General features: G+C 67.9%; 23 protein-coding genes. 13 read left to right on the plus strand and 10 right to left on the minus strand.

Annotated elements, in window-relative coordinates; all coding sequences use genetic code 11:
* Nucleotides 1–12: 12 nt before the first annotated feature.
* The 3 genes from ACV4UZ_RS04065 to cobB form a co-directional block, all read right to left on the minus strand.
* Nucleotides 13–1,902, minus strand: a complete 1,890-nt coding sequence (locus ACV4UZ_RS04065) for a potassium transporter Kup (protein ID WP_491599651.1) — start codon at nt 1,900–1,902, stop codon at nt 13–15.
* A 3-nt stretch (nt 1,903–1,905) separates the two neighbouring features.
* Entirely contained in the window at nt 1,906–3,747 is a 1,842-nt protein-coding gene (locus ACV4UZ_RS04070) for a potassium transporter Kup (RefSeq protein ID WP_491599652.1), read from the minus strand.
* 104 nt (nt 3,748–3,851) lie between these two features.
* A complete protein-coding gene (gene cobB / locus ACV4UZ_RS04075; protein WP_491599653.1) occupies nt 3,852–4,574 on the minus strand; it encodes a Sir2 family NAD+-dependent deacetylase in 723 nt (240 codons plus the stop codon).
* Between the two features lie 49 nt (nt 4,575–4,623).
* Here cobB and ACV4UZ_RS04080 point away from each other — a divergent pair, with 49 nt between their 5' ends.
* Nucleotides 4,624–5,097, plus strand: a complete 474-nt coding sequence (locus tag ACV4UZ_RS04080; protein WP_491599654.1) for a low molecular weight protein-tyrosine-phosphatase — start codon at nt 4,624–4,626, stop codon at nt 5,095–5,097.
* 15 nt (nt 5,098–5,112) lie between these two features.
* Here the strand turns inward: ACV4UZ_RS04080 and ACV4UZ_RS04085 are convergent, their stop codons facing one another.
* A complete protein-coding gene (locus tag ACV4UZ_RS04085; protein WP_491599655.1) occupies nt 5,113–5,523 on the minus strand; it encodes a hypothetical protein in 411 nt (136 codons plus the stop codon).
* A 336-nt stretch (nt 5,524–5,859) separates the two neighbouring features.
* On the opposite strand from ACV4UZ_RS04085, the gene ACV4UZ_RS04090 reads away from it, so the two are divergent.
* Both ACV4UZ_RS04090 and ACV4UZ_RS04095 read left to right on the plus strand, forming a co-directional pair.
* Nucleotides 5,860–7,326 (plus strand): bacteriohemerythrin, encoded by a 1,467-nt coding sequence (locus ACV4UZ_RS04090; RefSeq protein WP_491599656.1) that lies wholly within the window; start codon nt 5,860–5,862, stop codon nt 7,324–7,326.
* Between the two features lie 140 nt (nt 7,327–7,466).
* The gene (locus tag ACV4UZ_RS04095) at nt 7,467–7,658 is read left to right on the plus strand and encodes a hypothetical protein (RefSeq protein ID WP_491599657.1); all 192 of its coding nucleotides are present in this window, start codon (nt 7,467–7,469) and stop codon (nt 7,656–7,658) included.
* A gap of 95 nt (nt 7,659–7,753) precedes the next feature.
* Here the strand turns inward: ACV4UZ_RS04095 and ACV4UZ_RS04100 are convergent, their stop codons facing one another.
* The 3 genes from ACV4UZ_RS04100 to ettA all read right to left on the minus strand — a co-directional run bounded on the left by ACV4UZ_RS04100 (nt 7,754) and on the right by ettA (nt 10,936).
* On the minus strand, nt 7,754–8,194 hold the full coding sequence (locus tag ACV4UZ_RS04100; RefSeq protein ID WP_491599658.1) for a CBS domain-containing protein: 441 nt from the start codon (nt 8,192–8,194) through the stop codon (nt 7,754–7,756).
* 85 nt (nt 8,195–8,279) lie between these two features.
* Nucleotides 8,280–9,245, minus strand: a complete 966-nt coding sequence (locus ACV4UZ_RS04105) for an ankyrin repeat domain-containing protein (RefSeq protein WP_491599659.1) — start codon at nt 9,243–9,245, stop codon at nt 8,280–8,282.
* A gap of 11 nt (nt 9,246–9,256) precedes the next feature.
* Entirely contained in the window at nt 9,257–10,936 is a 1,680-nt protein-coding gene (gene ettA / locus ACV4UZ_RS04110) for an energy-dependent translational throttle protein EttA (RefSeq protein WP_491599660.1), read from the minus strand.
* Between the two features lie 141 nt (nt 10,937–11,077).
* On the opposite strand from ettA, the gene ACV4UZ_RS04115 reads away from it, so the two are divergent.
* Genes ACV4UZ_RS04115 through ACV4UZ_RS04125 form a run of 3 tightly spaced genes read left to right on the plus strand, consistent with a single transcriptional unit; the run spans nt 11,078 to nt 14,029 of the window.
* Nucleotides 11,078–12,400 carry a hypothetical protein gene (locus ACV4UZ_RS04115; RefSeq protein ID WP_491599661.1) on the plus strand — a complete coding sequence of 441 codons (1,323 nt, stop codon included), beginning with the start codon at nt 11,078–11,080 and terminating at the stop codon, nt 12,398–12,400.
* 11 nt (nt 12,401–12,411) lie between these two features.
* Complete coding sequence (locus tag ACV4UZ_RS04120) at nt 12,412–13,311, plus strand: metal ABC transporter substrate-binding protein (protein WP_491599662.1); 900 nt, start codon at nt 12,412–12,414, stop codon at nt 13,309–13,311.
* Nucleotides 13,298–14,029 (plus strand): metal ABC transporter permease, encoded by a 732-nt coding sequence (locus ACV4UZ_RS04125; RefSeq protein WP_491599663.1) that lies wholly within the window; start codon nt 13,298–13,300, stop codon nt 14,027–14,029. The genes ACV4UZ_RS04120 and ACV4UZ_RS04125 overlap by 14 nt, the downstream gene beginning before the upstream one ends.
* Here ACV4UZ_RS04125 and ACV4UZ_RS04130 read toward each other — a convergent pair.
* Nucleotides 14,004–14,399 carry a hypothetical protein gene (locus ACV4UZ_RS04130; protein WP_491599664.1) on the minus strand — a complete coding sequence of 132 codons (396 nt, stop codon included), beginning with the start codon at nt 14,397–14,399 and terminating at the stop codon, nt 14,004–14,006. The two genes, ACV4UZ_RS04125 and ACV4UZ_RS04130, sit on opposite strands and share 26 nt — an antisense overlap.
* A 134-nt stretch (nt 14,400–14,533) precedes the next feature.
* Between ACV4UZ_RS04130 and ACV4UZ_RS04135 the strand changes: the two genes are divergently transcribed.
* From ACV4UZ_RS04135 to ACV4UZ_RS04160, 6 genes are all read left to right on the plus strand, one after another.
* On the plus strand, nt 14,534–14,836 hold the full coding sequence (locus tag ACV4UZ_RS04135) for a nucleotidyltransferase family protein (RefSeq protein WP_491599665.1): 303 nt from the start codon (nt 14,534–14,536) through the stop codon (nt 14,834–14,836).
* The gene (locus tag ACV4UZ_RS04140) at nt 14,826–15,185 is read left to right on the plus strand and encodes a HepT-like ribonuclease domain-containing protein (RefSeq protein ID WP_491599666.1); all 360 of its coding nucleotides are present in this window, start codon (nt 14,826–14,828) and stop codon (nt 15,183–15,185) included. The genes ACV4UZ_RS04135 and ACV4UZ_RS04140 overlap by 11 nt, the downstream gene beginning before the upstream one ends.
* Before the next feature lie 31 nt (nt 15,186–15,216).
* Nucleotides 15,217–17,463 (plus strand): ribonuclease R, encoded by a 2,247-nt coding sequence (gene rnr, locus ACV4UZ_RS04145; protein ID WP_491599667.1) that lies wholly within the window; start codon nt 15,217–15,219, stop codon nt 17,461–17,463.
* Nucleotides 17,460–18,230: a class I SAM-dependent methyltransferase gene (locus tag ACV4UZ_RS04150; RefSeq protein ID WP_491599668.1), complete on the plus strand. Its 771-nt coding sequence runs from the start codon at nt 17,460–17,462 to the stop codon at nt 18,228–18,230. The genes rnr and ACV4UZ_RS04150 overlap by 4 nt, the downstream gene beginning before the upstream one ends.
* Nucleotides 18,231–18,436: 206 nt before the next feature.
* Nucleotides 18,437–20,011 (plus strand): S41 family peptidase, encoded by a 1,575-nt coding sequence (locus tag ACV4UZ_RS04155; protein WP_491599669.1) that lies wholly within the window; start codon nt 18,437–18,439, stop codon nt 20,009–20,011.
* A 2-nt stretch (nt 20,012–20,013) separates the two neighbouring features.
* The gene (locus tag ACV4UZ_RS04160; protein WP_491599670.1) at nt 20,014–20,844 is read left to right on the plus strand and encodes an HTD2 family dehydratase; all 831 of its coding nucleotides are present in this window, start codon (nt 20,014–20,016) and stop codon (nt 20,842–20,844) included.
* 105 nt (nt 20,845–20,949) lie between these two features.
* Here ACV4UZ_RS04160 and ACV4UZ_RS04165 read toward each other — a convergent pair whose 3' ends face one another.
* Complete coding sequence (locus ACV4UZ_RS04165; RefSeq protein ID WP_491599671.1) at nt 20,950–21,702, minus strand: SDR family NAD(P)-dependent oxidoreductase; 753 nt, start codon at nt 21,700–21,702, stop codon at nt 20,950–20,952.
* A gap of 37 nt (nt 21,703–21,739) precedes the next feature.
* Nucleotides 21,740–21,910, minus strand: a complete 171-nt coding sequence (locus ACV4UZ_RS04170) for a hypothetical protein (RefSeq protein ID WP_491599672.1) — start codon at nt 21,908–21,910, stop codon at nt 21,740–21,742.
* Nucleotides 21,911–22,064: 154 nt separating this feature from the next.
* Between ACV4UZ_RS04170 and ACV4UZ_RS04175 the strand changes: the two genes are divergently transcribed.
* Nucleotides 22,065–22,451, plus strand: coding sequence for a CBS domain-containing protein (locus ACV4UZ_RS04175; RefSeq protein ID WP_491599673.1), 387 nt, complete (start codon nt 22,065–22,067; stop codon nt 22,449–22,451).
* Nucleotides 22,452–22,499: the final 48 nt, after the last annotated feature.

A 22,499-nucleotide genomic window follows, 5' to 3' on the forward strand; every position in this document is an offset into this window, starting at 1 on the left:
CACGACTCCCGGCTACAACTGGACCTGGATACCCAGTTCCACCACCCGGCCCGCCGGGATGCGGAAGAAGTCGGTGGCCGCCACGGCGTTGCGGCTCATGATGACGAACAGGCGCTCGCGCCATTCCGGCATCTCGGGATGGGTGGAGGCCACCAGGGTCTCGCGGCCCAGGAAGAACGAGGTGTCCATCATCTCGAATTCCAGCCCGAAGGCCTTGCACAGGCGCAGCACCTTGGGAATGTCCGGCTCCTGGAAGAAGCCGTAGCGCACCGTGATGCGGTAGAAGCCCTCGGCCAGGCCCTCGACCACCAGCCGGTCGCGGGCCGGAACGCGGGGGATGTCCTCGGTGATGACGGTCAGGAACACCACCCGCTGGTGCAGCACCTTGTTGTGCTTCAGGTTGTGCAGCAGCGCGATGGGCACCGTGTCGGTGCCCCCCGTCATGAACACGGCGGTGCCGCGCACCCTGAGGATGTTGGTGGACTCCTTCTGCTGGGCCATGAACATGTCCAGCGGCATGGCGCCGTCGGCCAGGCGGCGCGACAGGATTTCCCGGCCCTTGCGCCAGGTGGCCATCAGCAGCAGCATGCCGAAGCCCACCGCCAGCGGGAACCAGCCCCCATGGGTGACCTTCAGCAGGTTGGCGCCCAGGAAGCCCAGATCCACCACCAGGAACACGGTTCCCAGGAGGATGCACAGCCACAGCGGCCAGTTCCAGGCCCGATGGGCGACCACCAGCGCCAGGATGGTGGTGGCGGCCATGGTGCCGGTCACCGCGATGCCGTAGGCGGCGGCCAGATTGCTGGAACTCTTGAAGCCGACCACCAGCACCACGATGCCCAGCAGCAGGCCCCAATTGGCGCGCGGCACGTAGATCTGCCCCTCTTCCTCGTCGGACAGGTGGCGGATGTCCAGCCGGGGCGAATAGCCCAGCTGCACCGCCTGGCGCGACAGCGAGAAGATGCCGGTAATCACCGTCTGGCTGGCGATCACCGTCGCCAGGATGGACAGCAGCACCATGGGGTAGAGCGCCCAGCCGGGGGCCAGCAGGTAGAAGGGATTGCGGGCCGCCGCCGGGTCTTCCAGGATCAGCGCCGACTGGCCGAAATAGTTCAGGACCAGGGCGGGCAGCACCAGCACGAACCACGCCATCTGGATGGGCAGCTTGCCGAAGCGGCCCATGTCGGCGTATAGCGCCTCGCCGCCGGTCACCGCCAGCACCACCACGCCCAGGACCATGACGCTCAGCCAGCCGTGGGTGGCCAGGAACACCATGCCCCTGAGCGGATCGAGCGCCGCCAGGATGGACGGATGCTCCATGACCTGGGCGAGGCCCAGGGCGCCGATGATCAGGAACCACGCCACCATCACCGGGCCGAACAGGCGGTCCACCAGTTCGGTGTTGCGGTTCTGGATGACGAACAGCGCCACCAGCACCATCAGGGTGATGGGCACCACGAAGGGGATGAAGGCCGGCGAGCCCACCTCCAGGCCCTCCACCGCCGCCAGGACCGAGATGGCCGGGGTGATCATGCCGTCGCCGATGAACAGGGCGGCGCCGAACAGGCCCAGCGCCACCAGCGGCCCCACCAGCCCGCGGTCGCCGCCGGTGGCCCGTACCGCCAGCGCCAGCAGGGCCAGGATTCCGCCTTCACCCCGGTTGTCGGCCCGCATGACGAACAGCAGGTATTTGAGGGTGACCACCAGGATGATCGCCCAGAACACCAGCGAGGCGATGCCGATGACGTTCTCCGGGCTGGACGGAATGCCGTGATTGGGATCGAAGCATTCCTTGAGGGTATAGAGCGGGCTGGTGCCGATATCGCCGAACACCACGCCGATGGCGGCCAGCGACAGGGCGCCCAGGCGTTTGACGTCGGTCTTCTCGGCGGGGGCTTCCATGGTCTAGATCTCGATCTGGCTGCCCAGTTCAACCACGCGGTTGCTGGGCAGATGGAAGAAGTCCATGGCGCTGGTGGCCATGCGCGCCAGGGTGGCGAACAGGGTGTCGCGCAGGCCCTTGAGGCCCGGCTTCTCGGTGGGCAGCAGGGTTTCCCGCGAGACGAAATAGGATACCGACATGGGCTCGTAGAAGAAGCCCAGCTGGTCGGTGCGGGCATGGGCCAGCGCCTTGGGGACGTTGGGGCTTTCCATGAAGCCGTAGCGCAGGAACACCCGGTGGAAGTTGGGGGCCAGCAGGCGGTTTTCCAGCCGCTGCTCCTCGGGCACGAAGGGCACCTCGTCCACCAGCACGGTCAGCAGCACCACGCGCTCGTGGACGATCTTGTTGTGCTTCATGTTGTGCAGCAGGGCGATGGGCACGCCTTCCGAGGTGCCGGTCAGGAACACGGCGGTGCCCGGCACGCGGGGCACCCGGTCCGACAGCGAGGCCAGGAAATCCTCGACCGGCAGGGCATCGGCCTTGAGTCGGGCCAGCAGGCGCTTGCGGCCGTCCTTCCAGGTGGTCAGCAGCACGAAGATCAGGCCGCCGATCACCAGCGGGAACCAGCCGCCATCGGGAATCTTGACCCAATTGGCCAGGAAGAAGGCCAGGTCCACCACCAGGAAGCCGCCGACCATGATCTTGACCTTGCGGGGATTCCACTTCCAGATCAGCAGCATCACCGTGCCCACCAGCAGGGCGTCGATCACCATGGTGCCGGTCACCGCCACGCCGTAGGCGGCGGCCAGGTTGGACGAGGTCTTGAAGCCCAGCACCAGGGCGATGACCATGGCCATCAGCAGCCAGTTGACGAAGGGCAGGTAGATCTGGCCCATCTCCTCTTCCGAGGTGTGGATGATCTCCATGCGGGGCAGGAAGCCCAGCTGGATGGCCTGGCGGGTCACCGAGAAGGCCCCCGAGATCACCGCCTGCGAGGCGATCACCGTCGCCAGGGTGGCCAGGATCACCAGGGGCAGGGCCAGATGGGCCGGGGCCATGTTGAAGAACGGATTGGCGATGGCCTCGGGATGGGCGATCAGCAGGGCGCCCTGGCCGAAATAGTTCAGCATCAGGGCGGGCAGCACCAGCAGGTACCAGGCCAGCCGGATGGGCAGGCGGCCGAAATGGCCCATGTCGGTGTAAAGCGCCTCGGCCCCCGTCACCGCCAGCACCACCGAGCCCAGGGCCAGGAAGGCGGGCCAGCCCTCGCGGACCACGAAGGCGATGGCGTAGTGGGGGGAAAGCGCCGCCAGCACGCCGGGGGCGTAGCCCAGGTTGCGGATGCCGAGGATGGCCAGAGTCAGGAACCACACCAGCATCACCGGGCCGAACATCTTGCCCACCAGATCGGTGCCGTGGCTCTGGATGGCGAACAGGCCGAACAGGATGCCCAGCGTCAGCGGCACGATCCACTGCGACAGGTGGGGGGCGGCGACCTGCAGACCCTCCATGGCCGACAGCACCGAGATGGCCGGGGTGATGATGGAATCGCCGTAGAACAGGGCGGCGGCGAAGATGCCCAGCGCGCTGACCATCAGCGACAGGCGGCGGTTCCGCTCGGCGGCGCGGCTGACCAGGGCCAGCAGGGCCAGCGAGCCGCCCTCGCCCCGGTTGTCGGCCCGCATGATGATGACCACGTACTTGAACGAGACGATGATGGTCACCGCCCAGAACACCAGGGACAGCACGCCCAGGATGTTGCCGCGATCCATGGTCAGCGCGTAATGGCCGCCGAAGGTTTCCTTCATGGCATAGAGCGGGCTGGTACCGATGTCGCCGAACACCACCCCGATGGCGGCAAGCATCAGACCTGCGACGTTGCGGGACTTTCCGTCTCCGCCATGGGCCGTCATATCAGGTGTCCCCCTTAGACATCAGGGGCACATGGCTACTCATATCGGCACGAGAGTCAAGAGCGGTTGCGTGAAAGCAGCTCTTCCACAAAGGCGGGAACCAGCCGGGAGGCAGGCCCCATGCGGGTTTCACGGAACAGCGAGGCGCCCTCCGAGGGCTCCAGGTTGAGCTCCACCGTATGGGCGCGGCCCTGGTTGCGCACCGTCTGGACGAAGCCGGCGGCCGGGTAGACATGGCCCGAGGTGCCGATGGAGACGAACAGGGCGCACTCGGCCAGGGCCTCGAAGATGCGGTCCATGTGGAGCGGCATTTCGCCGAACCACACCACATGGGGCCGCAAGCTGCCCACCCGGTGGCAGTCGGGGCACTTGGCGTCGACCGCCAGATCCTCTCTCCAGGCGAAGGGGCGGGCGCACTTGCCGCAGCGGATCTTCAGCAGCTCGCCATGCATGTGGATCAGGTTCTCCGACCCCGCCCGCTCGTGCAGGTCGTCGATGTTCTGGGTGACCACCAGCACCTCGTCCGGCCATTCCCGCTCCAGCCGGGCCAGGGCCAGATGGGCGGCGTTGGGAAGGATGCCGCCTTCCACCAGATTGCGTCGCCTCGTGTTGTAGAAGGCCTGGACCCGGGCCGGGTCGCGGCGGAAGCCGTCGGGCGTCGCCACGTCCTCCAGGCGCACCTTGGACCAGATGCCGTCCTTGTCGCGGAAGGTGTCCAGGCCGGATTCCTTGGAAATGCCGGCGCCGGTCAGAACGACGATGCTGCCCTTTCCAGCCATGTCCTCTCCCCCTTATAGTGCCCGTCAACGAAAAGCCAGGACGTGTCCCATGGTCAAGATTCTGTTCGTCTGCACCGGCAATATCTGCCGCTCCCCCACCGCCGACGGAGTGTTCCGCGCCATGGTCGAGGCCGAGGGGCTGTCGGGGCGGATCGGCGTGGATTCGGCCGGCACCCACGCCTATCACGTGGGCGAGCCGCCGGACCGCCGCTCCACCGAGGCGGCGCGCAAGCGGGGTTACGAGCTGAAGGACCTGCGGGCGCGCGCCTTGCGCAAAAGCGACTTCGCCGAGTTCGACCTGCTGCTGGCCATGGATCGCGGCCACCTGGAGTTCATGCGCCGCGCCTGTCCGCCCGACCGGCACGAAAGGCTGGCGCTGTTCCTGTCCTTCGCCCCGCAGCTTGGTCTGGCCGACGTGCCCGACCCCTATTACGGCTCGGGCGACGGCTTCGAGCGGGTGCTGGACATGATCGAGGCCGGCTCGGCCGGCCTGCTGGCCCATGTGCGGGAACGGCTGCCCTGACCCTTTCCCTGAATGTCACCCCAGGGCGTTGTTGATCAGGTACTGGGCGATGTCGGCGGGCTTGACCTTGATCTCCTTGGGTTCCTGGCCGGTTTCCAGGGCCTTTCGGATGCGCATGGAATTCTCCACCTTGGCGGGGTCCACCTTGACCAGGCCGCGCGCCCCCCGGATGCGGGGGTAGTAGGTGGGGTCCACCAGCTTTTCCTTTCGGCCCAGGCGTTCCAGCAGGCTCGCCTCATCGACGCCCTCGGCGGCCTCCTGGGTCTTGACCACCATCCAGTCCTTCTCGCCCGCCAGCCCGGCGGCCAGCGCCTCCTCGGCGGTGCCGTCCGCCACATGGCCGATGGCGTAGAGATTCTTTCCCAGGCCCACATCGGCCCCCCAGGCTTGCAGCCCCTTGCTCCTGGCCACGTAGATGATGCCCACCGTTTCCTCCCGTTCGTGATCGGCCGGGGGCAAGGGTACACGCCGCCCTCTGCGGTGCAAAGGGCATGCTTTTCCTAAGTCTTTTCCCAAGTATAGATATTACGGCATACATATATTCTGGGGTCATATCGACCGCTTTTCAGGTATGGACCCGATTGCGGCGGTTGTTACGACTTGCTACATGAAGACACGATAAAGAACATTATCGCCTCTTGGTCGTCTGTATAGGGGGGAGAAGCCCCTACATACATTGGTATGCCCTGGTCGCTGTCTCAAGTCATGGTGCGGCTAATTATCAGGCAACTTGTATGTAACTTACTCTCTAGGGGTGAAGAGATGGCCATTCAATGGCAGGACGCCATGTCCATCGGCGTTCCCGACCTGGATGCCGACCACCGGGCCTTGGTCGAGCTGATCAACGGTTTCGAGGCGTGCCTGGCGGCGGGCGATGACCAGGGGACCGAAGCCGCCATGCGCGATCTGGTCGGGCTGATCGCCGATCATTTCAGCCGCGAGGAAAACCTGCTGTCGGGAATCGGCTGCCCCAGCTTCTACGCCCACCGCGAAAGCCATGACGCCGTGGCCGACCGCATCCACCTGCTGCGGCGGCGCTATCTGGTCGCCACCGATCCGGGGACGCGGCGCGACATCGCCACGACGCTGCTCGCCTTCGTTCGGGTCTCGGTGATGGATCACATCCTGGTGGAGGACAGCGCCATGGGCCGCCGCTTTTCCTCGGCCGCCCCGCCCTCTCCCTCCAGGCCGGCGGCGCCGGCCGAGCCCGCCCCGGCGATGGCCGCGGCGCCGCCCTCCGCTTCGGAACCGGACGTGGAATACAGCCTGCCGCCCCATCTGGCCCACCTGCTGACCCGGTTGAACTACACCCAGGCCGAAATGCCCGCGCCGCGCCGCGGATTCGCGAGTTTCGACGCCCTGTGCGCCGAGGCGGTGGGGCGGCGCATCGACGAGGTGCTGGTGGTGTTCCACAAGCACAATCCCTCGGTCCATCGCGTCCTGCCGCCGATCTTCGTGCTGTCGCCCGACTTCGCGCCGCGCTTCCGCCGGGCGGTCGAGGCCCTGATCCTGCCCGAGATGATGAAAAGCCGGCTGTTGCGCCAGATGGCCACCCAATGCGACTGGCGCTCCCTGGACGGCGATTCTTTCTGGGAAAGCGTCGACACCCCCCTGGCCGAGGACATGCTGGCCCGTTGGCGGCTGGCCTGGTCGGAGCTGAAGCTGGTGGAGCGCATCAAGGAGGACGGCAGCCGGGTCTTCCAGGTCAAGGAAAGCACCCGGGCGCTGCGCGACATGCTGCAGCCGCCCGGTCCCGAGGCCTACGACCTGCCCCGGGTCGGCAATACCGAGATCGACACGCTGGTCTCGCTGTTCGATCCCACCCGCGACCTGTCCGGGGCCCTGCATGCCGCCTGGCAGCGCTGCCACGACCTCTACGAGCAGGAGATGGAACCCCGGGTCTTCCAGCAGGCGGCGCGCGAGGGCGCGCTCCGCGACTACCTGCTGATCGCCCACCAGCAATACGCCGGCAATTGGGGCGAGTTCCTGGCGCTGACCGCCCACCGGGTGTTCGGTCGGGTCACGTCCCATTTCCTCGAACGCTTCGTCACCAGCCTGGGCCGCACCGAGCAGGAGCGGGCCGCCCACATGCCCTATCTGATGCGCACCCTGCATCAGCTCCGCGATCGCCCCGAAATCCGCCGCCAGGAACGGGACGACGAGGCGCAGTGGCAGGCCCAGCGGCGTGAACTGCAGAATTTTCTCAAGGGAATTACCGACGCCGCCTGACCCATGTGATCCGCTTCACAGAGATCATTCCGGTGCAAAGGTATAAGTCGATGGAATTGCGCCCTTTTAGGGTGTGAACCCGATTGAGCCGGGACTCAGGTTCAGGTACATCAGCGGGCATCACTGGGGGAACTACGTACATGCTTGCCACCGCGGCCCTGCCGGACCGGCCCTACATCGCGATCCGCTGCAACGCCTGCCGCTACTTCACGCTGGAGCGGTGCTGCAATGCCTCCGCCCGGCTGGACGGCCACGAGGACCGCGACGGCGAATGCCCCCATTTCCGTTTCGGGCTGAACGGCGGCCCGGCGCCCGAGTGGCAGTTGCGCTGAGGATGCGGCCGGGACGGCCGCGCTCCGGAGCGACACGCGGATCAGGGAGCGCGGGCATCCCGCCTGCTTCCCTGTCCAGGTCCTGCCGAACGGCCTCAGCGTCCGGCCATCACGTAGTCGCGTAGGGATTCCGCCTCCATCTTGGTCTCGTCCAGGCGGGACTTCACCACGTCGCCGATGGTGACGATACCGGCCACGTCGCCGCTGGCGTCGACCACCGGCAGGTGGCGGATGCGTTTGGCGGTCATGATCTCCATCAGGCGTTCGACGGTGTCGTCCTCGTGGCAGACGAACACCTCGGCGGTCATCAGGTCGCGCACCTTGGCGGTGACGCAGACGTCGACCGCGTCGGCCAGCCCGCGCACGATGTCGCGTTCCGACAGGATGCCGGCCACCCGGTCGCCGTCCATCACCAGCACCGCGCCGATCTTGTGACCGGCCAGCAGGCGGGCGGCGTCGCCTATGCTGGCATCGGGCGTGACCGAAACGATTCCGGCGCCGCGGGCCTTGGATTTCAGAATGGTCTTGACGATCATGGACGCCCTCCCTTGAGGTCCGAGTCTCAGGTCTCTCCTCTCAAGACTTTGGGGCGGTGCCGCCTTCCTTCAAGGGTGAAGGCCGTCAGTATAGGAGCTTCACCGCCTGGGCCCGGTCGGCGGAGGGCAGGGTCTGGTTGCCCAGCAGGTAGTGAAGGGCGGTGCGACCGCGGGCGTCGGCCCGGTGGGGATCGGCGCCGGCATTCATGGCCTTGGTGATGTCGGCCAGGCTGCCCTTGGCGGCGGCGGTCATCAGCGGGGTCTTGAGATCGCGCGGCAGCGGGCCGTGGCCGTTGGCGGCGGAGGTGAGGGCGCTTGCGGGATCGCGGGCGATGCGTTCCTGCAGATTGAAATCGGCTTCGCGGCCCTTGGGCGTGGGGCAGCCGGTCAGCGGCCCGCCGCCCAGCGGTCCCAGGCGCCGGGCCGCCTCCTCCAGCAGGGCGCGGTGGCTGGCGGCCATGCGGCAGGGGAAGCGCAGATTCATGCCGTCGAACACCGAAGGCTCGGGCTCGGTCTTGCGGGCCACCAGGTCGTATCCCTTGGTGGACGGCATGGTCTCGGCCAGCAGCACCGCCTCGACCTTGCGAAGCGTGAGCGCGTAGCGGACGAAGACGTAGGTGTCGGCCTTGACGCCCTTGCCCTGGGGGGCGTCGGGCAGCAGTTCGAAATAGCTGATCAGCCATTCCTCCTTGTCGGCCAGCAAGGGGTCGGCGTCCACCTGCTCCTCGGTGGGCACCCGCAGGTCGATCTCGGCGTCGATGTCGTCCAGCATGTTGGACGCCTTGACCGTGTTGCCGGCCAGGAACTCGCGCAGCGCGCCGCCGATGGCTTCCAGCTTGTCGGCGTTGGGATCGGCGGGCAGGGCCGGCTTGCCCGCGCCGGCACGGTTCATCTCGGTCTGGATGCGGGCGAAGGTGACCAGCCCGTCGCCCGGCACCGCCGCCAGTTCATCGCCTCCGCTGGCGGGCGGGCGGGCGGCCAGGAACCAGGCGCCGGTCCCCGCCGCCAGCAGCAGGGCGCAGGCGGCGGCGACGACCGTGTGCTTCGACATGCTGGTCGATCCTAGCGCTTCAGCGGCTTGTACTTGATGCGGTGGGGCTGGTCGGCCTCGGCGCCCAGGCGGCGCTTGCGGTCGGCTTCGTAATCCTGGTAGTTGCCCTCGAACCACACCACCTGGGAATCGCCCTCGAAGGCCAGGATGTGGGTGGCGATGCGGTCCAGGAAGAAGCGGTCGTGGCTGATCACCACGGCGCAGCCGGGGAACTCGGCCAGGGCGTCTTCCAGGGCCGACAGGGTCTCCACGTCCAGGTCGTTGGTGGGTTCGTCCAGCAGGATGACGTTGGCGGGGCGGCTCAGCATCTTGGCCAGGTGGACGCGGTTGCGTTCGCCGCCCGACAGCACGCCGACCTTCTTCTGCTGGTCGGCGCCCTTGAAGTTGAACAGGCCGGCATAGGCGCGGGAATTGATCTTGCGCTTGCCGAGATCGATCTCCTCCTGGCCATCGCTGATCTCCTCGAACACCGTCTTGTCGGCGTCGAGCGAATCGCGGCTCTGGTCCACATAGCCCAGCACCACGGTCTCGCCCACGGTGAAGGTGCCGCTGGTGGGCTGCTCGGCGCCGGTGATCATGCGGAACAGGGTGGTCTTGCCGGCGCCGTTGGGGCCGATGATGCCGACGATGCCGCCGGGGGGAAGGCGGAAGTTCAGGTTCTCGTACAGCAGGTTGTCGCCGAAGGCCTTGGACACGTTCTCGGCCTCGATCACCTTGCCGCCCAGGCGCGGGCCGGGGGGAATGGAGATGACGGCGGGGCCGGTGGCCTTTTCCTGGGACTTGGCCACCAGATCCTCGAAGGCGCTGATACGGGCCTTGGACTTGGTCTGGCGGGCCTTGGGGCTGGACCTCACCCATTCCAGCTCGTCGCGGATGGCGCGCATGCGGGCGGTCTCTTCCCGCTCCTCCTGCTCCAGGCGCTTGCCCTTCTGCTCCAGCCAGGAGGTGTAGTTGCCCTCGTAGGGGATGCCGCGGCCGCGCTCCAGTTCCAGAATCCAGCCGGTGACGTTGTCCAGGAAGTAGCGGTCGTGGGTGACCATCACCACCGTGCCGGAATAATCCTCCAGGAAGCGCTCCAGCCACGCCACCGATTCGGCGTCCAGGTGGTTGGTGGGCTCGTCCAGCAGCAGCATGTCGGGGTGCGACAGCAAAAGGCGGCACAGCGCCACGCGGCGGCGCTCGCCACCCGACAGGGTGGTGACGTCGGAATCGCCGGGCGGGCAGCGCAGCGCGTCCATGGCGATCTCGATGGTGCGGGTCAGGTCCCAGGCGTTGAGGTGGTCGATCTTTTCCTGCAACTCCGCCTGTTCGGCGATGGTCGCGTTCATCTCGTCGTCGCTCATCTCCTCGGCGAACTTGGCCGAGACCTCGTCGAAGCGGTCCAGCAGCGCCTTGGTCTCGGCCACCGCCTCCATGACGTTGCCCAGCACGTCCTTGTTGGGATCGAGATGGGGCTCCTGCGACAGGTAGCCGATCTTGACGCCTTCGGCCGCCCAGGCCTCGCCGCCGTATTCCTTGTCGATGCCGGCCATGATCTTCAAGAGGGTGGACTTGCCGGCGCCGTTGACGCCCAGCACGCCGATCTTGGCGCCGGGGAGGAAGCTCAGGGTCAGCCCCTTCATGATCTCCTTCCCGCCGGGATAGGCCTTGGTCAGGTTCTTCATGACGTAGACGTACTGGTACGAGGCCATTGGGGGCTCTCCGCTTAGGCGTGATCGATTTGGAAGACTGAGTAGACGGGTGCGCAGGCGGCGTCAAGCATGGCCGCTTGACGTTACGTTATAACATAACATAGAGTCCGGCCGATAAATTGCCTTTCACGGAGCCCCGCCATGACGCCCCGCCTGCTGACCGCCGCCCTGATCGCCGCCCTCGCCTTGCCCGCCCAGGCCGAGGAAGCTGGGCTGCAGGAGGTGCGCCGCGAGGTGGCGCGCATGCGTGCCGATTACGAGGCGCGCATTCAGGAACTGGAAAAGCGTCTCGTGCAGGCCGAAGGCAAGAGCGCGGCGGTGGACGCCAAGGCCGAGGAGGCGCGCAAGACCGCCGAGCAGGCGGCCAAGGGCAAGCCGCCGGAAAGCGCCTCGGGCTTCAACCCGTCCGTTTCGGTGATCCTCAACGGCACGGCGACCCTGTCCAAGAAGGACCCGGCGGCCTATCGCGTTCCCGGCTTCGCCTTGGGCGACGAAGGCAAGCCCATGGAGCGCGGCTTCGCCCTGGGCGAGTCCGAGGTGACCTTCTCCGCCAATGTGGATCAGGCGCTGTACGGCGCGCTGACCCTGGCCTTCACCCGCGAGAACACGGTGGAGGTGGAGGAGGCCTTCATCCGGAGCACGTCGCTGCCCTGGGGCTTCACCGTCAAGGGCGGGCGCTTCAAGTCGGGCATCGGCACGCTCAACGAACAGCACGCCCATACCTGGGATTTCGCCGACGCGCCGCTGCCCTACCTGCTGATGCTGGGACCGCAATACGGCGACGACGGCGTGCAGGTCCGCTGGCTGGCTCCCACCAGAATGTTCGTGGAACTGGGGGCCGAGGGCATGCGCGGCGGCTCCTATCCCGGCCAGGGCGTCTCCAACAAGGGCATGGGGGCGTGGTCGGTGTTCGCCCATGTGGGCGACGACATCGGCAAGGGCGGCGAGGGCGGCTCGTGGCGCCTGGGCCTGTCGCGCCTCAACACCCATGCCCGCGAGCGCAAGACCAACAACGAGAACGACACCTTCAAGGGCGACAACGCGCTCCACATCGTCGATGCGGTCTACAAATGGGCTCCCGACGGCAATTTCGCCGAAAGGTACGTCAAGCTGCAGGGCGAGTACTTCCACCGCAGCGAAAGCGGCCTGTTCAACGATCTGCGCGACCAATCCACCCAGCAGGGCTACTACGCCCAGGCGGTGTGGCAGTTCATGCCTCGCTGGCGGGTGGGCGCCCGCTACGACCGTGCCTGGGGCGAGATCAACGACGAACTGATCGGCACCACCCTGGACCCGGCCGGCCATGTCGCCTCGCGCAAGAGCGTGATGCTCGACTACTCCACCAGCGAATTCGGCCGCTTCCGCCTGCAGGGCAACATGGACAATTCCGGCCCCGCCGCCGACCACCAGGTGATCTTGCAATACACCGTCAGCCTGGGCGCCCACGGCGCTCACCCCTACTGAGGAGAAAGGCCGTGATCCGTTTCGCCGCCGCCGCGCTGCTGGTCCTGCTTCCCGTCCAGGCCCATGCCCTGGAGATCTTCGCCTGCGAGCCGGAATGGGCCGCCCTGGCCGCCGAACTGGGCGGGCCCGACGCGGAGGTCTTCGCCGCCACCACGGCGCGCCAGGATCCCCACCATATCCAGGCCCGCCCCGCTCTGATCGCGCGGATGCGCGGCGCCGACCTGGTGGTCTGCACCGGGGCGGAGCTGGAGGCGGGATGGCTGCCGGTGCTGCTGCGCCAGGGCGCCAATCCCCGGGTGCAGCCGGGGACGGCCGGCTATCTCGATGCGGCGTCCCAGGTGGCCATGAAGGAGGTTCCCGCCCGCCTGGACCGCGCCGACGGCGACGTCCACGCTTCGGGCAATCCCCACATCCACACCGACCCCCGCAACCTGATTCCCATCGCCCGCGCCCTGGGCGAGCGCATGGCCCGCCTGGATCCCGCCCATGCCGAGGCTTATGGCCGGCGGCAGACGGATTTCCTGGCCCGGCTGGAGCGCGCCATCGGCGAGTGGGAGCGGCAGGCCGCGCCCCTGCGCGGCGTCGCCGTGGCGGTCCAGCATCGGGAATGGGTCTACATGCTCGACTGGCTGGGCATGAAGGAGGCGGCGGCCATCGAGCCCAAGCCGGGCATTCCCGCCGGAGCCGGCCACCTCGCCCGGCTGGTTGCCGAATTGCCGGCCCGGAACGTGCGCCTGATCCTCCATGCCGCCTACCAGGATGGCCGCCCCGCCCTCTCCCTGGCGGAGCGGACCGGCGCCCGGGCGGTGGTCCTGCCCTTCACCGTGGGGGGGAACGAGGACGCCCGCGATCTGTTCGGCCTTTACGCCGACACCATCCGCCGTCTGCTGGCCGCCCATGGCGGCGGCTGAGACGCTGGTCCTGCTGCCCGCCCTGGGGGCCGGGCTGCTGGTGCTGGCCACCCATGTGCCCCTGGGGCGCATGGTGCTGGCGCGCGGCATCGTCTTCATCGATCTGGCCATCGCCCAGGTGGCCGGTCTGGGGGTGGTCGCCGCCCACGCCGCCGGCTTCGAGCCGGGAGGCGCCTGGGTGCAGGCCGTCGCCCTGGCCGCCGCCCTGGCCGGGGCCGCCTTTCTCGCCTGGAGCGAAAAGCGGGCGGGGGCGCGGCAGGAGGCGGTGATCGGCGTACTGTTCGTGGTCGCCGCCTCGGCCGAGATCATCCTGCTGGCCCTGTCGCCCCATGGCGACGAGCATCTGAAGGACCTGCTGGTCGGCCAGATTCTGTGGGTGACGTGGGAACAGGTGCTGGTCCTCGCCCTGCCGACCCTGCCGCTGCTGGCCCTGACGCTCAAGGGCGGGCTGGAGCGGCGGCCCTGGCTGTTCCATGCGGTGTTCGCCGCCGCCGTCACCCTCTCGGTGCAGGTGGTGGGCGTGTTCCTGGTCTTCGCCTCGCTGATCGTGCCCGCCTTGGCGACGCGTTCGGCGCCGGGGGGCTTCGGGCTGGGGGTGGCGGGCTATGTCCTGGGGCTGGCGGCATCGCTGCTGCTCGACCTGCCCACCGGCGCCGCCATCGTCTGCGCCCTGGCCCTGGCGGGCGCCCTGGTCAGCGCGACACGATCAGGTGGGTGACCCCGGGCAGCTCGGCCAGCAATTGCTCGGCCAGCAGGCGCGACCAGGGCCTGTCGGCGGCAAACGACGCTTCCAGCGCCGCATCCATGCGCATCTGCCAGTCGTCCATGGGAAACAGCGCCACCCATTGGATGCCGTCGTCGAAGCTCAACACCGGGAACAGCACCTCGCGGGTCATGCGCCAGGGGGTGTCGGCGTCCAGGCAGCGGCCGCTGTTCTGCAGCAGGCAGCGCGGGCCATCGGCGCCATAGGTCAGCACGGCGTGGCGGCCGTGGCCGGTCTCGCCGCAGATGGCGGAGGTGAAGCGCCGGAAGGTGGTCTCGGCCTCGGGGTCGTTCAGGCCGATGCGGAAGATTTCGGGCTTGGCCATGGGGTGCTCCTCAAGGCCTCATCACAGCATGGAGGGCGGAAGGGCCCCTTGATGGGGGTCAAGCGGACCCAGGCATTCCGTGTGTCACGGGGATGCGCTATAACTGGCTCAGGTCGTTTGATGGATGGCGGGTCATGGCCAAACTCGATGATGTCCTTGCCGTGTTGCGCGCTCACGCCGAAGAGCTGCGGGCGCGGGGCGTCCTGCATGCCGGTGTGTTCGGTTCGGTGGCGCGGGGCGAGGATACCGGGGAGTCCGATGTGGACGTGGCCGTGGAATTCGATCCCGCCCATCCCGTCGGTCTGTTCCAGTTCGTGGCGATCGAGAGAACCCTCAGCGACTTGCTCGGCAGTCCCGTGGATATGATCGAGTTGCACGAGATGAGCCGCCCCCGCTTCCGGCAGGCGGTGGAGAGGGATCGGGTCGATGCCTTCTGAACGTCCGGCGCAAAGACTTCAGGACATCATCGACAGCATTGACGATGCCACCGCTTTCATCGGTGGCGTTGCCGATACCGCCGCGCTCAACCAGGATCGCAAGACCTTGCGTGCGGTGGAGCGTTGTTTTCAGATCATCAGCGAGGCGGCAATGAAGCTCGGGGCCGAGGCTGAGCGTCTTTGTCCGGACCTGCCATGGGCCGACATCCGGGGAATCGGCAATCCTCTCCGCCACGAGTACGACGTCATTTCACCGACTCGCCTGTGGCAGAGTATCCGTGACGATCTTCCGCCGCTGCGGGCGGCCTGCGTCCAGGCCCTGAAAACCCATTTTGGAGACGACGGCTGACATCGGCCCCTCCGCTCTATAGGCTGGGGGAATGAAAAAGCCGACGCACAAGCCCAAGAAAATCGTCCCCATTCCGTCCAAGCAGGAAATCCTCGACTTCATCCGGGCCCAGCCCGGACGGGTCGGCAAGCGCGAGCTGGCGCGGGCCTTCAACCTCAAGGGGTCCGACAAGATCGACCTCAAGGCCATCCTGAAGGAGCTGGAGAAGGAAGGCGCCGTCGAGCGCGGCCAGAAACGGCGCTTCGCCCGTCCCGGGGCACTGCCCGACGTGGGCGTGGTCGAGATCGTCGGCACCGATGCCGACGGCGAATTGCTGGCCCGGCCCCTGAACTGGGAGGGCGAGGGACGGCCGCCGCGCATCTTCATGGCCCCCTTCCGCCCCGGCGAGGCGGCGGTGGGCGTCGGCGACCGGGTGCTGGCCAAGCTGAAACGGGTGAGGGGCGAGGACGTCTACGAGGCGCGGCCCATCCGCATCATCGGCGAGGCCCGCGCCCGCGTGCTGGGCGTGTTCGAGCCCAATCCCGACGGAACGGGGCGCCTGCGCCCCACCTCGCGCAAGGAGAAGGCCGAATACATCGTGCCCAGGGGCGAGACGGGCGACGCCAAGGCCGGCGAGCTGGTGCTGGCCGACATCATGCCGGGGCGGCTTTACGGCGTGCGCACCGCCTCGGTGAAGGAGCGCATGGGCCTCTTGGGCGCGCCCCGCTCGGTCAGCCTGGTGGCCATCCACACCAACGACATTCCTTTCGAGTTCCCCGAGGCCGCCCTGAAACAGGCGGCGGCCGAGGGGCCGGCGCCCCTGGGCGACCGCACCGACCTGCGTTCCATCCCCCTGGTCACCATCGACGGCGAGGACGCGCGCGACTTCGACGACGCGGTGTTCGCCGAGCCCGATCCCGACCCCAAGAATTCCGGCGGCTGGCACTGCATCGTCGCCATCGCCGACGTGTCGTGGTACGTGCGGCCCGGCGACGCGCTGGACAAGGAAGCCTTCAAGCGCGGCAACTCGGTCTATTTCCCCGACCGGGTGGTGCCCATGCTGCCCGAGGAGCTCTCCAACGGCTGGTGCTCCTTGAAGCCCGACGAGGACCGCCCCTGCATGGCGGTGCATTTCTGGCTGGACGCGCTGGGCAACAAGCTGCGGCATCGTTTCGTGCGGGGAATGATGCGTTCGGTGGCGCGGCTCACCTATACCCAGGTGCAGGCGGCCAAGGACGGACGGCCCGACGACAGGACCGGGCCGCTGCTGCCGGGCGTGATCGAGCCGCTCTACGGCGCCTGGGCGGCCTTGTTCCGCGAGCGCAAGGAACGCGGCGTCCTGGAGCTGGACATCCCCGAGCGCAAGGTGACCATCACGCCGGACGGCAAGGTGGACTCCATCACCGAGCGCGAACGCTTCGACAGCCACCGGCTGATCGAGGACTTCATGATCATGGCCAATGTCTGCGCCGCCGAGACGCTGGAGAAGGTCCACAAACCCTGCATGTACCGCATCCACGACCTGCCCTCCCAGGAGAAGCTGGAAGGGTTGCGGGAATTCCTGTCGTCGCTGGACCTGAAGCTGGCCAAGGGCCAGGTGCTGAAGCCCGCCCATTTCAACCGCATCCTCGAAGCCGTGGCCGACACCGCCAATTCCCATCTGGTCAGCGAGGTGATCCTGCGCTCCCAGGCCCAGGCCCAGTACAGCCCGGAGAATATCGGCCATTTCGGCCTGGGGCTGGCGCGCTATGCCCACTTCACCTCGCCCATCCGCCGCTATGCCGACCTTCTGGTCCACCGGGCGCTCATCGCGGGGCTGCATCTGGGCGAGGGCGCGCTGCCTGCGGATGCAGTCGCACACTTCGCCGAATGGGGCGAGCACATTTCGATCACGGAACGGCGCGCGGCGGTGGCCGAGCGCGAAGCGGTGGACCGCTACGTCACCGCCTTCCTGTCGGACCGGGTGGGGGCGACGTTTGCCGGCAAGGTGTCCGGCGTCACCCGCTTCGGCCTGTTCGTCACCCTGGACGGCACCGGGGCCGACGGGCTGGTGCCCATCTCGACCCTGCCCGAGGATTTCTACGTCCACGACGAGGTCCACCACTGCCTGGTGGGCAAGCGCACCCGCAAGACCTTCCAGCTGGGGCAGAAGCTGGAGGTGGAACTGGCCGAGGCCAACACCTTGACCGGCTCCATGGTGTTCCGCCTGGGCGGAGCGCCCGAACGTCCCGCCCGTCCGCCCCGGCCCGGCTCTCGGCCGTTCCGCCCCGGCGGCGGAGGGCGCAAAGGGCGGCGATGAGCGTCTTCGCCGCCGCTGATCCCAGCCCGGTCGCCTGCACGGTGTGCGGCGCGCCGTCGCCGCTGATGGGGGTGGTGGACTTTCACAAGAGCTGTCTGGAGCGGGAGGGCAAGCGCCTGGGCCTGCGGGGCGTTCCGGTCTATTACCGCCGCTGCCCCCGCTGTTCCCTGGTCTTCGCCGACACCATGCTGCGCTGGAGCGACGAGGATTTCGCCCGGCGCATCTACAATGCCGATTACCAAGTGGTCGATCCCGAATACGCCGAGACGAGGCCGGTGGGCAATGCCCTTTGGCTGCGGCAGTTGCTGGGGGACGGGGCGGCGGCCGTCCCGGTGATCGATTACGGCGGCGGCAACGGACGCTTCGCCGCCGAATTGCGGGCGGCGGGGATGCGGGCCGCCACCATCGACCCCCACACGCCCCATCCCGCCCCCGACTTCGCCACCGCCGGTCTGGTCACCGCCTTCGAGGTGTTCGAGCACGCCATGCGACCCCAGCGGGTCCTGGACGAGGCGCTGGCGCTGATGGAGCCCGACGGCGCGCTGATCTTTTCCACCTTGCTGCAGCCGGCGGAGTTCGACGCCATCGGGCTGGGCTGGTGGTACGTGGCGCCGCGCAACGGCCATGTCTCCATCCATTCGCGGGCCTCGCTGACCGAGCTGCTGCGCTCGCGCGGGCTCCGTCTCGCCTCGTTTTCCGACGGCATGCACATGGCGTTCAGGACTCCCCCCGCCTATCTCCGCCATCGCCTGAAGGGGGCGCGATGATGCCACCTCGTCTTTGGTCCGATTCTTCATGTCATCCCGAGCGCATGCGAGGGATCTCCGCCTGGACCATTGGTGCCGGCTTCTGAGAAATCGTGCCAGGATGAGATCCCTCCGCCCTCCGGGCGTCGGGATGACAGGTTGGTTGATTTGACGACCCGTATGAAACCTCTGTACCGCCAGGCCCGGCCTTGCGCATAATCGCCGCGATGAGCCGATCCAAGACCATGGGAGCCGGGTTGGTCCTGGCGCTGTCCGCCCTCGCCGATTCCGCCGCCGCCGGCTGGGTGGCGGGCGAGGCCGAGCGCACCATCGCGTTCGGCTTCGACGCCATCGTCGAGCGCCACCTGCAGCCGGTGACCGCCCAGGCCATCGCGCTGGACGGGCTGCGCGGGCTGGCCGAGATCGATCCGCAGCTGGCGGTCACCCTGGACCAGGGCCGCCTGCGCCTCGCCACCCCCGAGACCGTGCTGGCCGACTACCCGGCAGCGCCGCCCGACGACGCGGTGGGCTGGGCGCGCATCACCGTCAACGCGGCGCTGGAGGCCTCGCAATCCTCCGAGCGTCTGCGGGACGCCGATGCCGAGCGCCTGTACCAGGCGGTGTTCGAGGGGGCGCTGGGCAAGGCTGACCTGTTCTCCCGCTATGCCGGGGCCAGGGAGGCGCGGGAACACCGCTCCAACCGTTCGGGCTTCGGCGGCATCGGCATCCGCTTCGACCTGATCGACGGTGAAATCCGCATCGTCGAGGTGGTGGAGGACGGCCCCGCCGCCAAGCTGGGCCTCAAATCCGGCGACGTCATCACCGCCATCGACGGTGACCCGGTCAAGGGGCTGGAGCGGGGCGAGGTTTCCGCCCGCCTGCGCGGCGCCGTCGCCACCGAGGTGACGCTGGCGCTGCGCCGGGGATCGCAGATGCTGCAGTTCAGCCTGCGCCGCTCGCTGATCGTGCCCCAGACGGTGACAACCTCGGTCAACGGCGGCATCGCCCATTTCAAGATCAGCAGCTTCAACCAGCGCACCGCCTACGGCCTGGAAAACCAGCTGAAGGAGGTCCGCACCCGTCTGGGCGCCGGCCTGCAGGGCGTGGTGCTGGACCTGCGCGGCAATCCCGGCGGGCTGCTGGACAAGGCGGTGGCGGTGGTCGACCTGTTCGTGGCCGAGGGCACCATCATCTCGACCCGGGGCCGCCACCCGGCCGCCGCCAACGCCTTCGAGGCCAAGCCCGGCGACATCGGCGAGGATTTGCCCCTGGTGGTGCTGGTGGACGGACGCTCGGCCTCGGCCGCCGAGATCGTCGCCTCGGCGCTGCAGGACGCCGGGCGCGCCGTGGTCATCGGCACCAATTCCTACGGCAAGGGCACCGTCCAGACGGTGGTGCGCCTGCCCAACGACGGCGAGATCACGCTGACCTGGTCGCGCTTCCACGCGCCCTCGGGCTATGCCCTGCACGGGCTGGGCGTGCTGCCGGCCCTGTGCACCGCCGGCACGCCCCAGAATGCGGCCCAGATGGTCGAGGGCATCGGGCGCGGCATCCTGCCCGGCAAGCCGGCCGAGACCCTGGCGGTGTGGCGCGGCACCGGCATCGGCGACACCGAACTGCGCCACCGGCTGCGCGACACCTGCGCCCCGGCCAAACTGGGCGACAGCAAGCTGGAGATGGACCTGGCCGACCGGCTGCTGGCCAACCGCGCCGCCTATGCCCGCGCCCTGGCCGCCTCGGCGCCGGTTCGGGGACTGGAGGCGCTGCAGACCCGGCCGTCACCTGAAACGGGATCACATTGACCATGACGCTCAGCGACTGGATCGGGCGGACCGAGACGGTCCGGGACGTGGCGACCCGGGCTCCGCTGGCCGGGCTGGCCGCCACCCTGGACCATGCCGATCCGCCGTGGAGCCCGGGCGAGGTGCCGCCGCTCGGCCACTGGCTCTATTTCCTGCCGCGCGCCCTGGAACGCGACATCGCCGCCGACGGCCATCCGCACAAGGGCGGATTCCTGCCGCCGGTGGACCTGCCCCGGCGCATGTGGGCGGGGGGAGAGTTCTCCTTCACCGCTCCCATCCCGGTGGGGGCGGCCATCATCCGGCGCTCGACCATCGCCGACGTGGTGGAGAAGGCCGGACGGTCCGGCCCCATGGTGTTCGTCCGGGTCGAGCACGACATCTCGACCGAGGCCGGGCCGGCGCTCGCCGAGGTGCATCACATCGTCTACCGCGAGGCGCCCAAGCCGGGCGAATCCTTGCCCCCGGGCGAGCCGGAACCCGCCGGTGCCGTCTGGCGGCGGCGCATCCGGCCGGACATCGTGCTGCTGTTCCGCTATTCGGCGCTGACCTTCAACGGCCACCGCATCCATTACGACCGCGACTATTGCCGCGAGGTGGAAGGCTATCCCGGCCTGATCGTCCACGGTCCGCTGATCGCCACCCTGCTGATGGACCTTTACTTGAGGAACAATCCCGGCGCGCGGGTCACCGGATTTGAATTCCGGGCCAGGCGGCCGCTGTTCGACATTCATCCCTTCGAGGTGGCGGGCCGCCCCGTGCCGGGCGGGGCCGAGCTATGGGCGGTCGACCACCAGGGCAATCTGGCCATGAGCGCGGAGCTGCAGGCCGCTTGACGGGATGCGGGCGGGACGCCCGCGCTCCAAGGGTGCGGAGCGCGGGCGTCCCGCCCATTGATTTTTAGTTCGGAGCGCGGGCGTCCCGCCCGCTGGCATTCCAACTCAACCGATGGTGTAGCCGCCATCGACGACGATTTCCTGGCCCCAGATATTCTTGGCTTGGTCCGAGCACAGGAAGGCGGCGGTGGCGGCGATGTCGCCGGGCTCGCCGAAGGCGCCGGGCATCAGGCGCGCCGTCACCTGGGTCGCGACGGCCTGCAGCACGTCGGCGGGCAGGCCGATGCTGCCCCAGATGGGGGTGCCGATGGGGCCGGGGGCCACCGCGTTCACCCGGATGCCCTTGGGCGCCAGTTCGGCGGCCAGGGTCTGGGAGAACGACTTCAGCGCCGCCTTGCTGGCGCTGTAGATGGCCAGACCCGGGAAGCCCACCTGGGTCAGGAAGGTGGTGACGAACAGCACCGAGCCGCCCTTGCGGATATGGGGCAGGAAGCCGCGCACCGTCTGCACCGCGCCGGTGAAATTGACGGCGAACTGATGGTCGATGGCCGCCGCGTCGCTTTGCTCGAACGGCACCACCTTGGCGATGCCGGCATTGGGCACCACGATGTCGACGGCGCCGAAGCGCTTGACCGTCTCGGCCACCAGCCGCTCCAGGTCGGCGGCGCTGGTGACGTCGCCGGTCACCGCCAGCACGGAGTCCTCGCGGCCCTTGGCGATCTCGGCCAGGGCGGCGGCGTTGCGGGCGAAGATGGCGACCTTGGCGCCATCGGCCAGGAAGCGCTCGGCGATGGAGCGGCCGATGCCGCTGCTGGCACCGGTGATGACGGCGATCTTGCCGGCAAGGGAATTGGTCATGGACTTATCCTTTTTTGGGGGGGATACCCCCAAAAGGTCATAGTCCCCGGTCACGGGCCTTGAGGCCGGTCAAGGCCGTAAATTCCATCAGGGCATCGTCGATCACATAGGGAACCGCCTGGGCGAAGATGTCGAGGATGACGATGGCGTTGACCACCGCGTCCTTGGCGAGGGGCAGATGGCGCCGTCGGCGGGCGGCAGGGGGCAATCACCGCAGGGGTGGAACGACAGGGCCGTCCAGGCGGCGTTTGCACTTTGTTGTCAACCCGGATACGGTCTATTACTTACCTTAGGATAATCCATTCGTATTGGGCTGCTATCTCTGGCCTCGCGGGAAGCGTCTGGTTTGCAGAAGAGGATGGATGATGCGGATTTCCGAGGTGCTGTCCTACAAGGGACTGGATATCTATGAGATCTCGCCCGGGGCGTCGTTGCGCGAGGCGGCGTCGCTGCTGCTGGAGAAGAACATTGGAGCGGTGATCTGTTCGGATGGCGGCGGCGGCATCGCCGGCATTCTTTCCGAGCGCGATATCGCCCGAGCCTTCGCCCGCATGGGGGCCGAGATGATCTCCCTGTCGGTGAGTGACGCCATGTCCCGCGACGTGGTGGCCTGCGCCTTCGACGACAGCGTCGAAGAAATCCTGGAAATCATGACCGAGACCCGTTGTCGCCACATTCCAGTGGTCCAGGATGGGGAAGTGAAAGGGCTGGTTTCCATCGGCGATCTGGTAAAGGCCGCCAATAGGTAATGGCCTCGGCATAATGAAACGGGTCAATTTATTTATATTAGAGTCATT

The organism is Paramagnetospirillum sp. (genome assembly GCF_058402745.1).

What these genes read in the sequence shown, in the direction of transcription:
- ACV4UZ_RS04105 (WP_491599659.1), bottom strand. Translation starts at nt 9,245, where the DNA reads ATGTCGAAGCACACGGTCGTCGCCGCCGCCTGCGCCCTGCTGCTGGCG.
- ACV4UZ_RS04125 (WP_491599663.1), top strand. Translation starts at nt 13,298, where the DNA reads ATGGCGGCGGCTGAGACGCTGGTCCTGCTGCCCGCCCTGGGGGCCGGG.
- ACV4UZ_RS04150 (WP_491599668.1), top strand. Translation starts at nt 17,460, where the DNA reads ATGAGCGTCTTCGCCGCCGCTGATCCCAGCCCGGTCGCCTGCACGGTG.
- ACV4UZ_RS04115 (WP_491599661.1), top strand. Translation starts at nt 11,078, where the DNA reads ATGACGCCCCGCCTGCTGACCGCCGCCCTGATCGCCGCCCTCGCCTTG.
- ACV4UZ_RS04080 (WP_491599654.1), top strand. Translation starts at nt 4,624, where the DNA reads ATGGTCAAGATTCTGTTCGTCTGCACCGGCAATATCTGCCGCTCCCCC.
- ACV4UZ_RS04090 (WP_491599656.1), top strand. Translation starts at nt 5,860, where the DNA reads ATGGCCATTCAATGGCAGGACGCCATGTCCATCGGCGTTCCCGACCTG.
- ACV4UZ_RS04140 (WP_491599666.1), top strand. Translation starts at nt 14,826, where the DNA reads ATGCCTTCTGAACGTCCGGCGCAAAGACTTCAGGACATCATCGACAGC.
- ACV4UZ_RS04135 (WP_491599665.1), top strand. Translation starts at nt 14,534, where the DNA reads ATGGCCAAACTCGATGATGTCCTTGCCGTGTTGCGCGCTCACGCCGAA.
- ACV4UZ_RS04155 (WP_491599669.1), top strand. Translation starts at nt 18,437, where the DNA reads ATGAGCCGATCCAAGACCATGGGAGCCGGGTTGGTCCTGGCGCTGTCC.
- cobB (WP_491599653.1), bottom strand. Translation starts at nt 4,574, where the DNA reads ATGGCTGGAAAGGGCAGCATCGTCGTTCTGACCGGCGCCGGCATTTCC.
- ACV4UZ_RS04160 (WP_491599670.1), top strand. Translation starts at nt 20,014, where the DNA reads ATGACGCTCAGCGACTGGATCGGGCGGACCGAGACGGTCCGGGACGTG.
- rnr (WP_491599667.1), top strand. Translation starts at nt 15,217, where the DNA reads ATGAAAAAGCCGACGCACAAGCCCAAGAAAATCGTCCCCATTCCGTCC.
- ACV4UZ_RS04130 (WP_491599664.1), bottom strand. Translation starts at nt 14,399, where the DNA reads ATGGCCAAGCCCGAAATCTTCCGCATCGGCCTGAACGACCCCGAGGCC.
- ettA (WP_491599660.1), bottom strand. Translation starts at nt 10,936, where the DNA reads ATGGCCTCGTACCAGTACGTCTACGTCATGAAGAACCTGACCAAGGCC.
- ACV4UZ_RS04070 (WP_491599652.1), bottom strand. Translation starts at nt 3,747, where the DNA reads ATGCTTGCCGCCATCGGGGTGGTGTTCGGCGACATCGGTACCAGCCCG.
- ACV4UZ_RS04165 (WP_491599671.1), bottom strand. Translation starts at nt 21,702, where the DNA reads ATGACCAATTCCCTTGCCGGCAAGATCGCCGTCATCACCGGTGCCAGC.
- ACV4UZ_RS04175 (WP_491599673.1), top strand. Translation starts at nt 22,065, where the DNA reads ATGATGCGGATTTCCGAGGTGCTGTCCTACAAGGGACTGGATATCTAT.
- ACV4UZ_RS04095 (WP_491599657.1), top strand. Translation starts at nt 7,467, where the DNA reads ATGCTTGCCACCGCGGCCCTGCCGGACCGGCCCTACATCGCGATCCGC.
- ACV4UZ_RS04065 (WP_491599651.1), bottom strand. Translation starts at nt 1,902, where the DNA reads ATGGAAGCCCCCGCCGAGAAGACCGACGTCAAACGCCTGGGCGCCCTG.
- ACV4UZ_RS04100 (WP_491599658.1), bottom strand. Translation starts at nt 8,194, where the DNA reads ATGATCGTCAAGACCATTCTGAAATCCAAGGCCCGCGGCGCCGGAATC.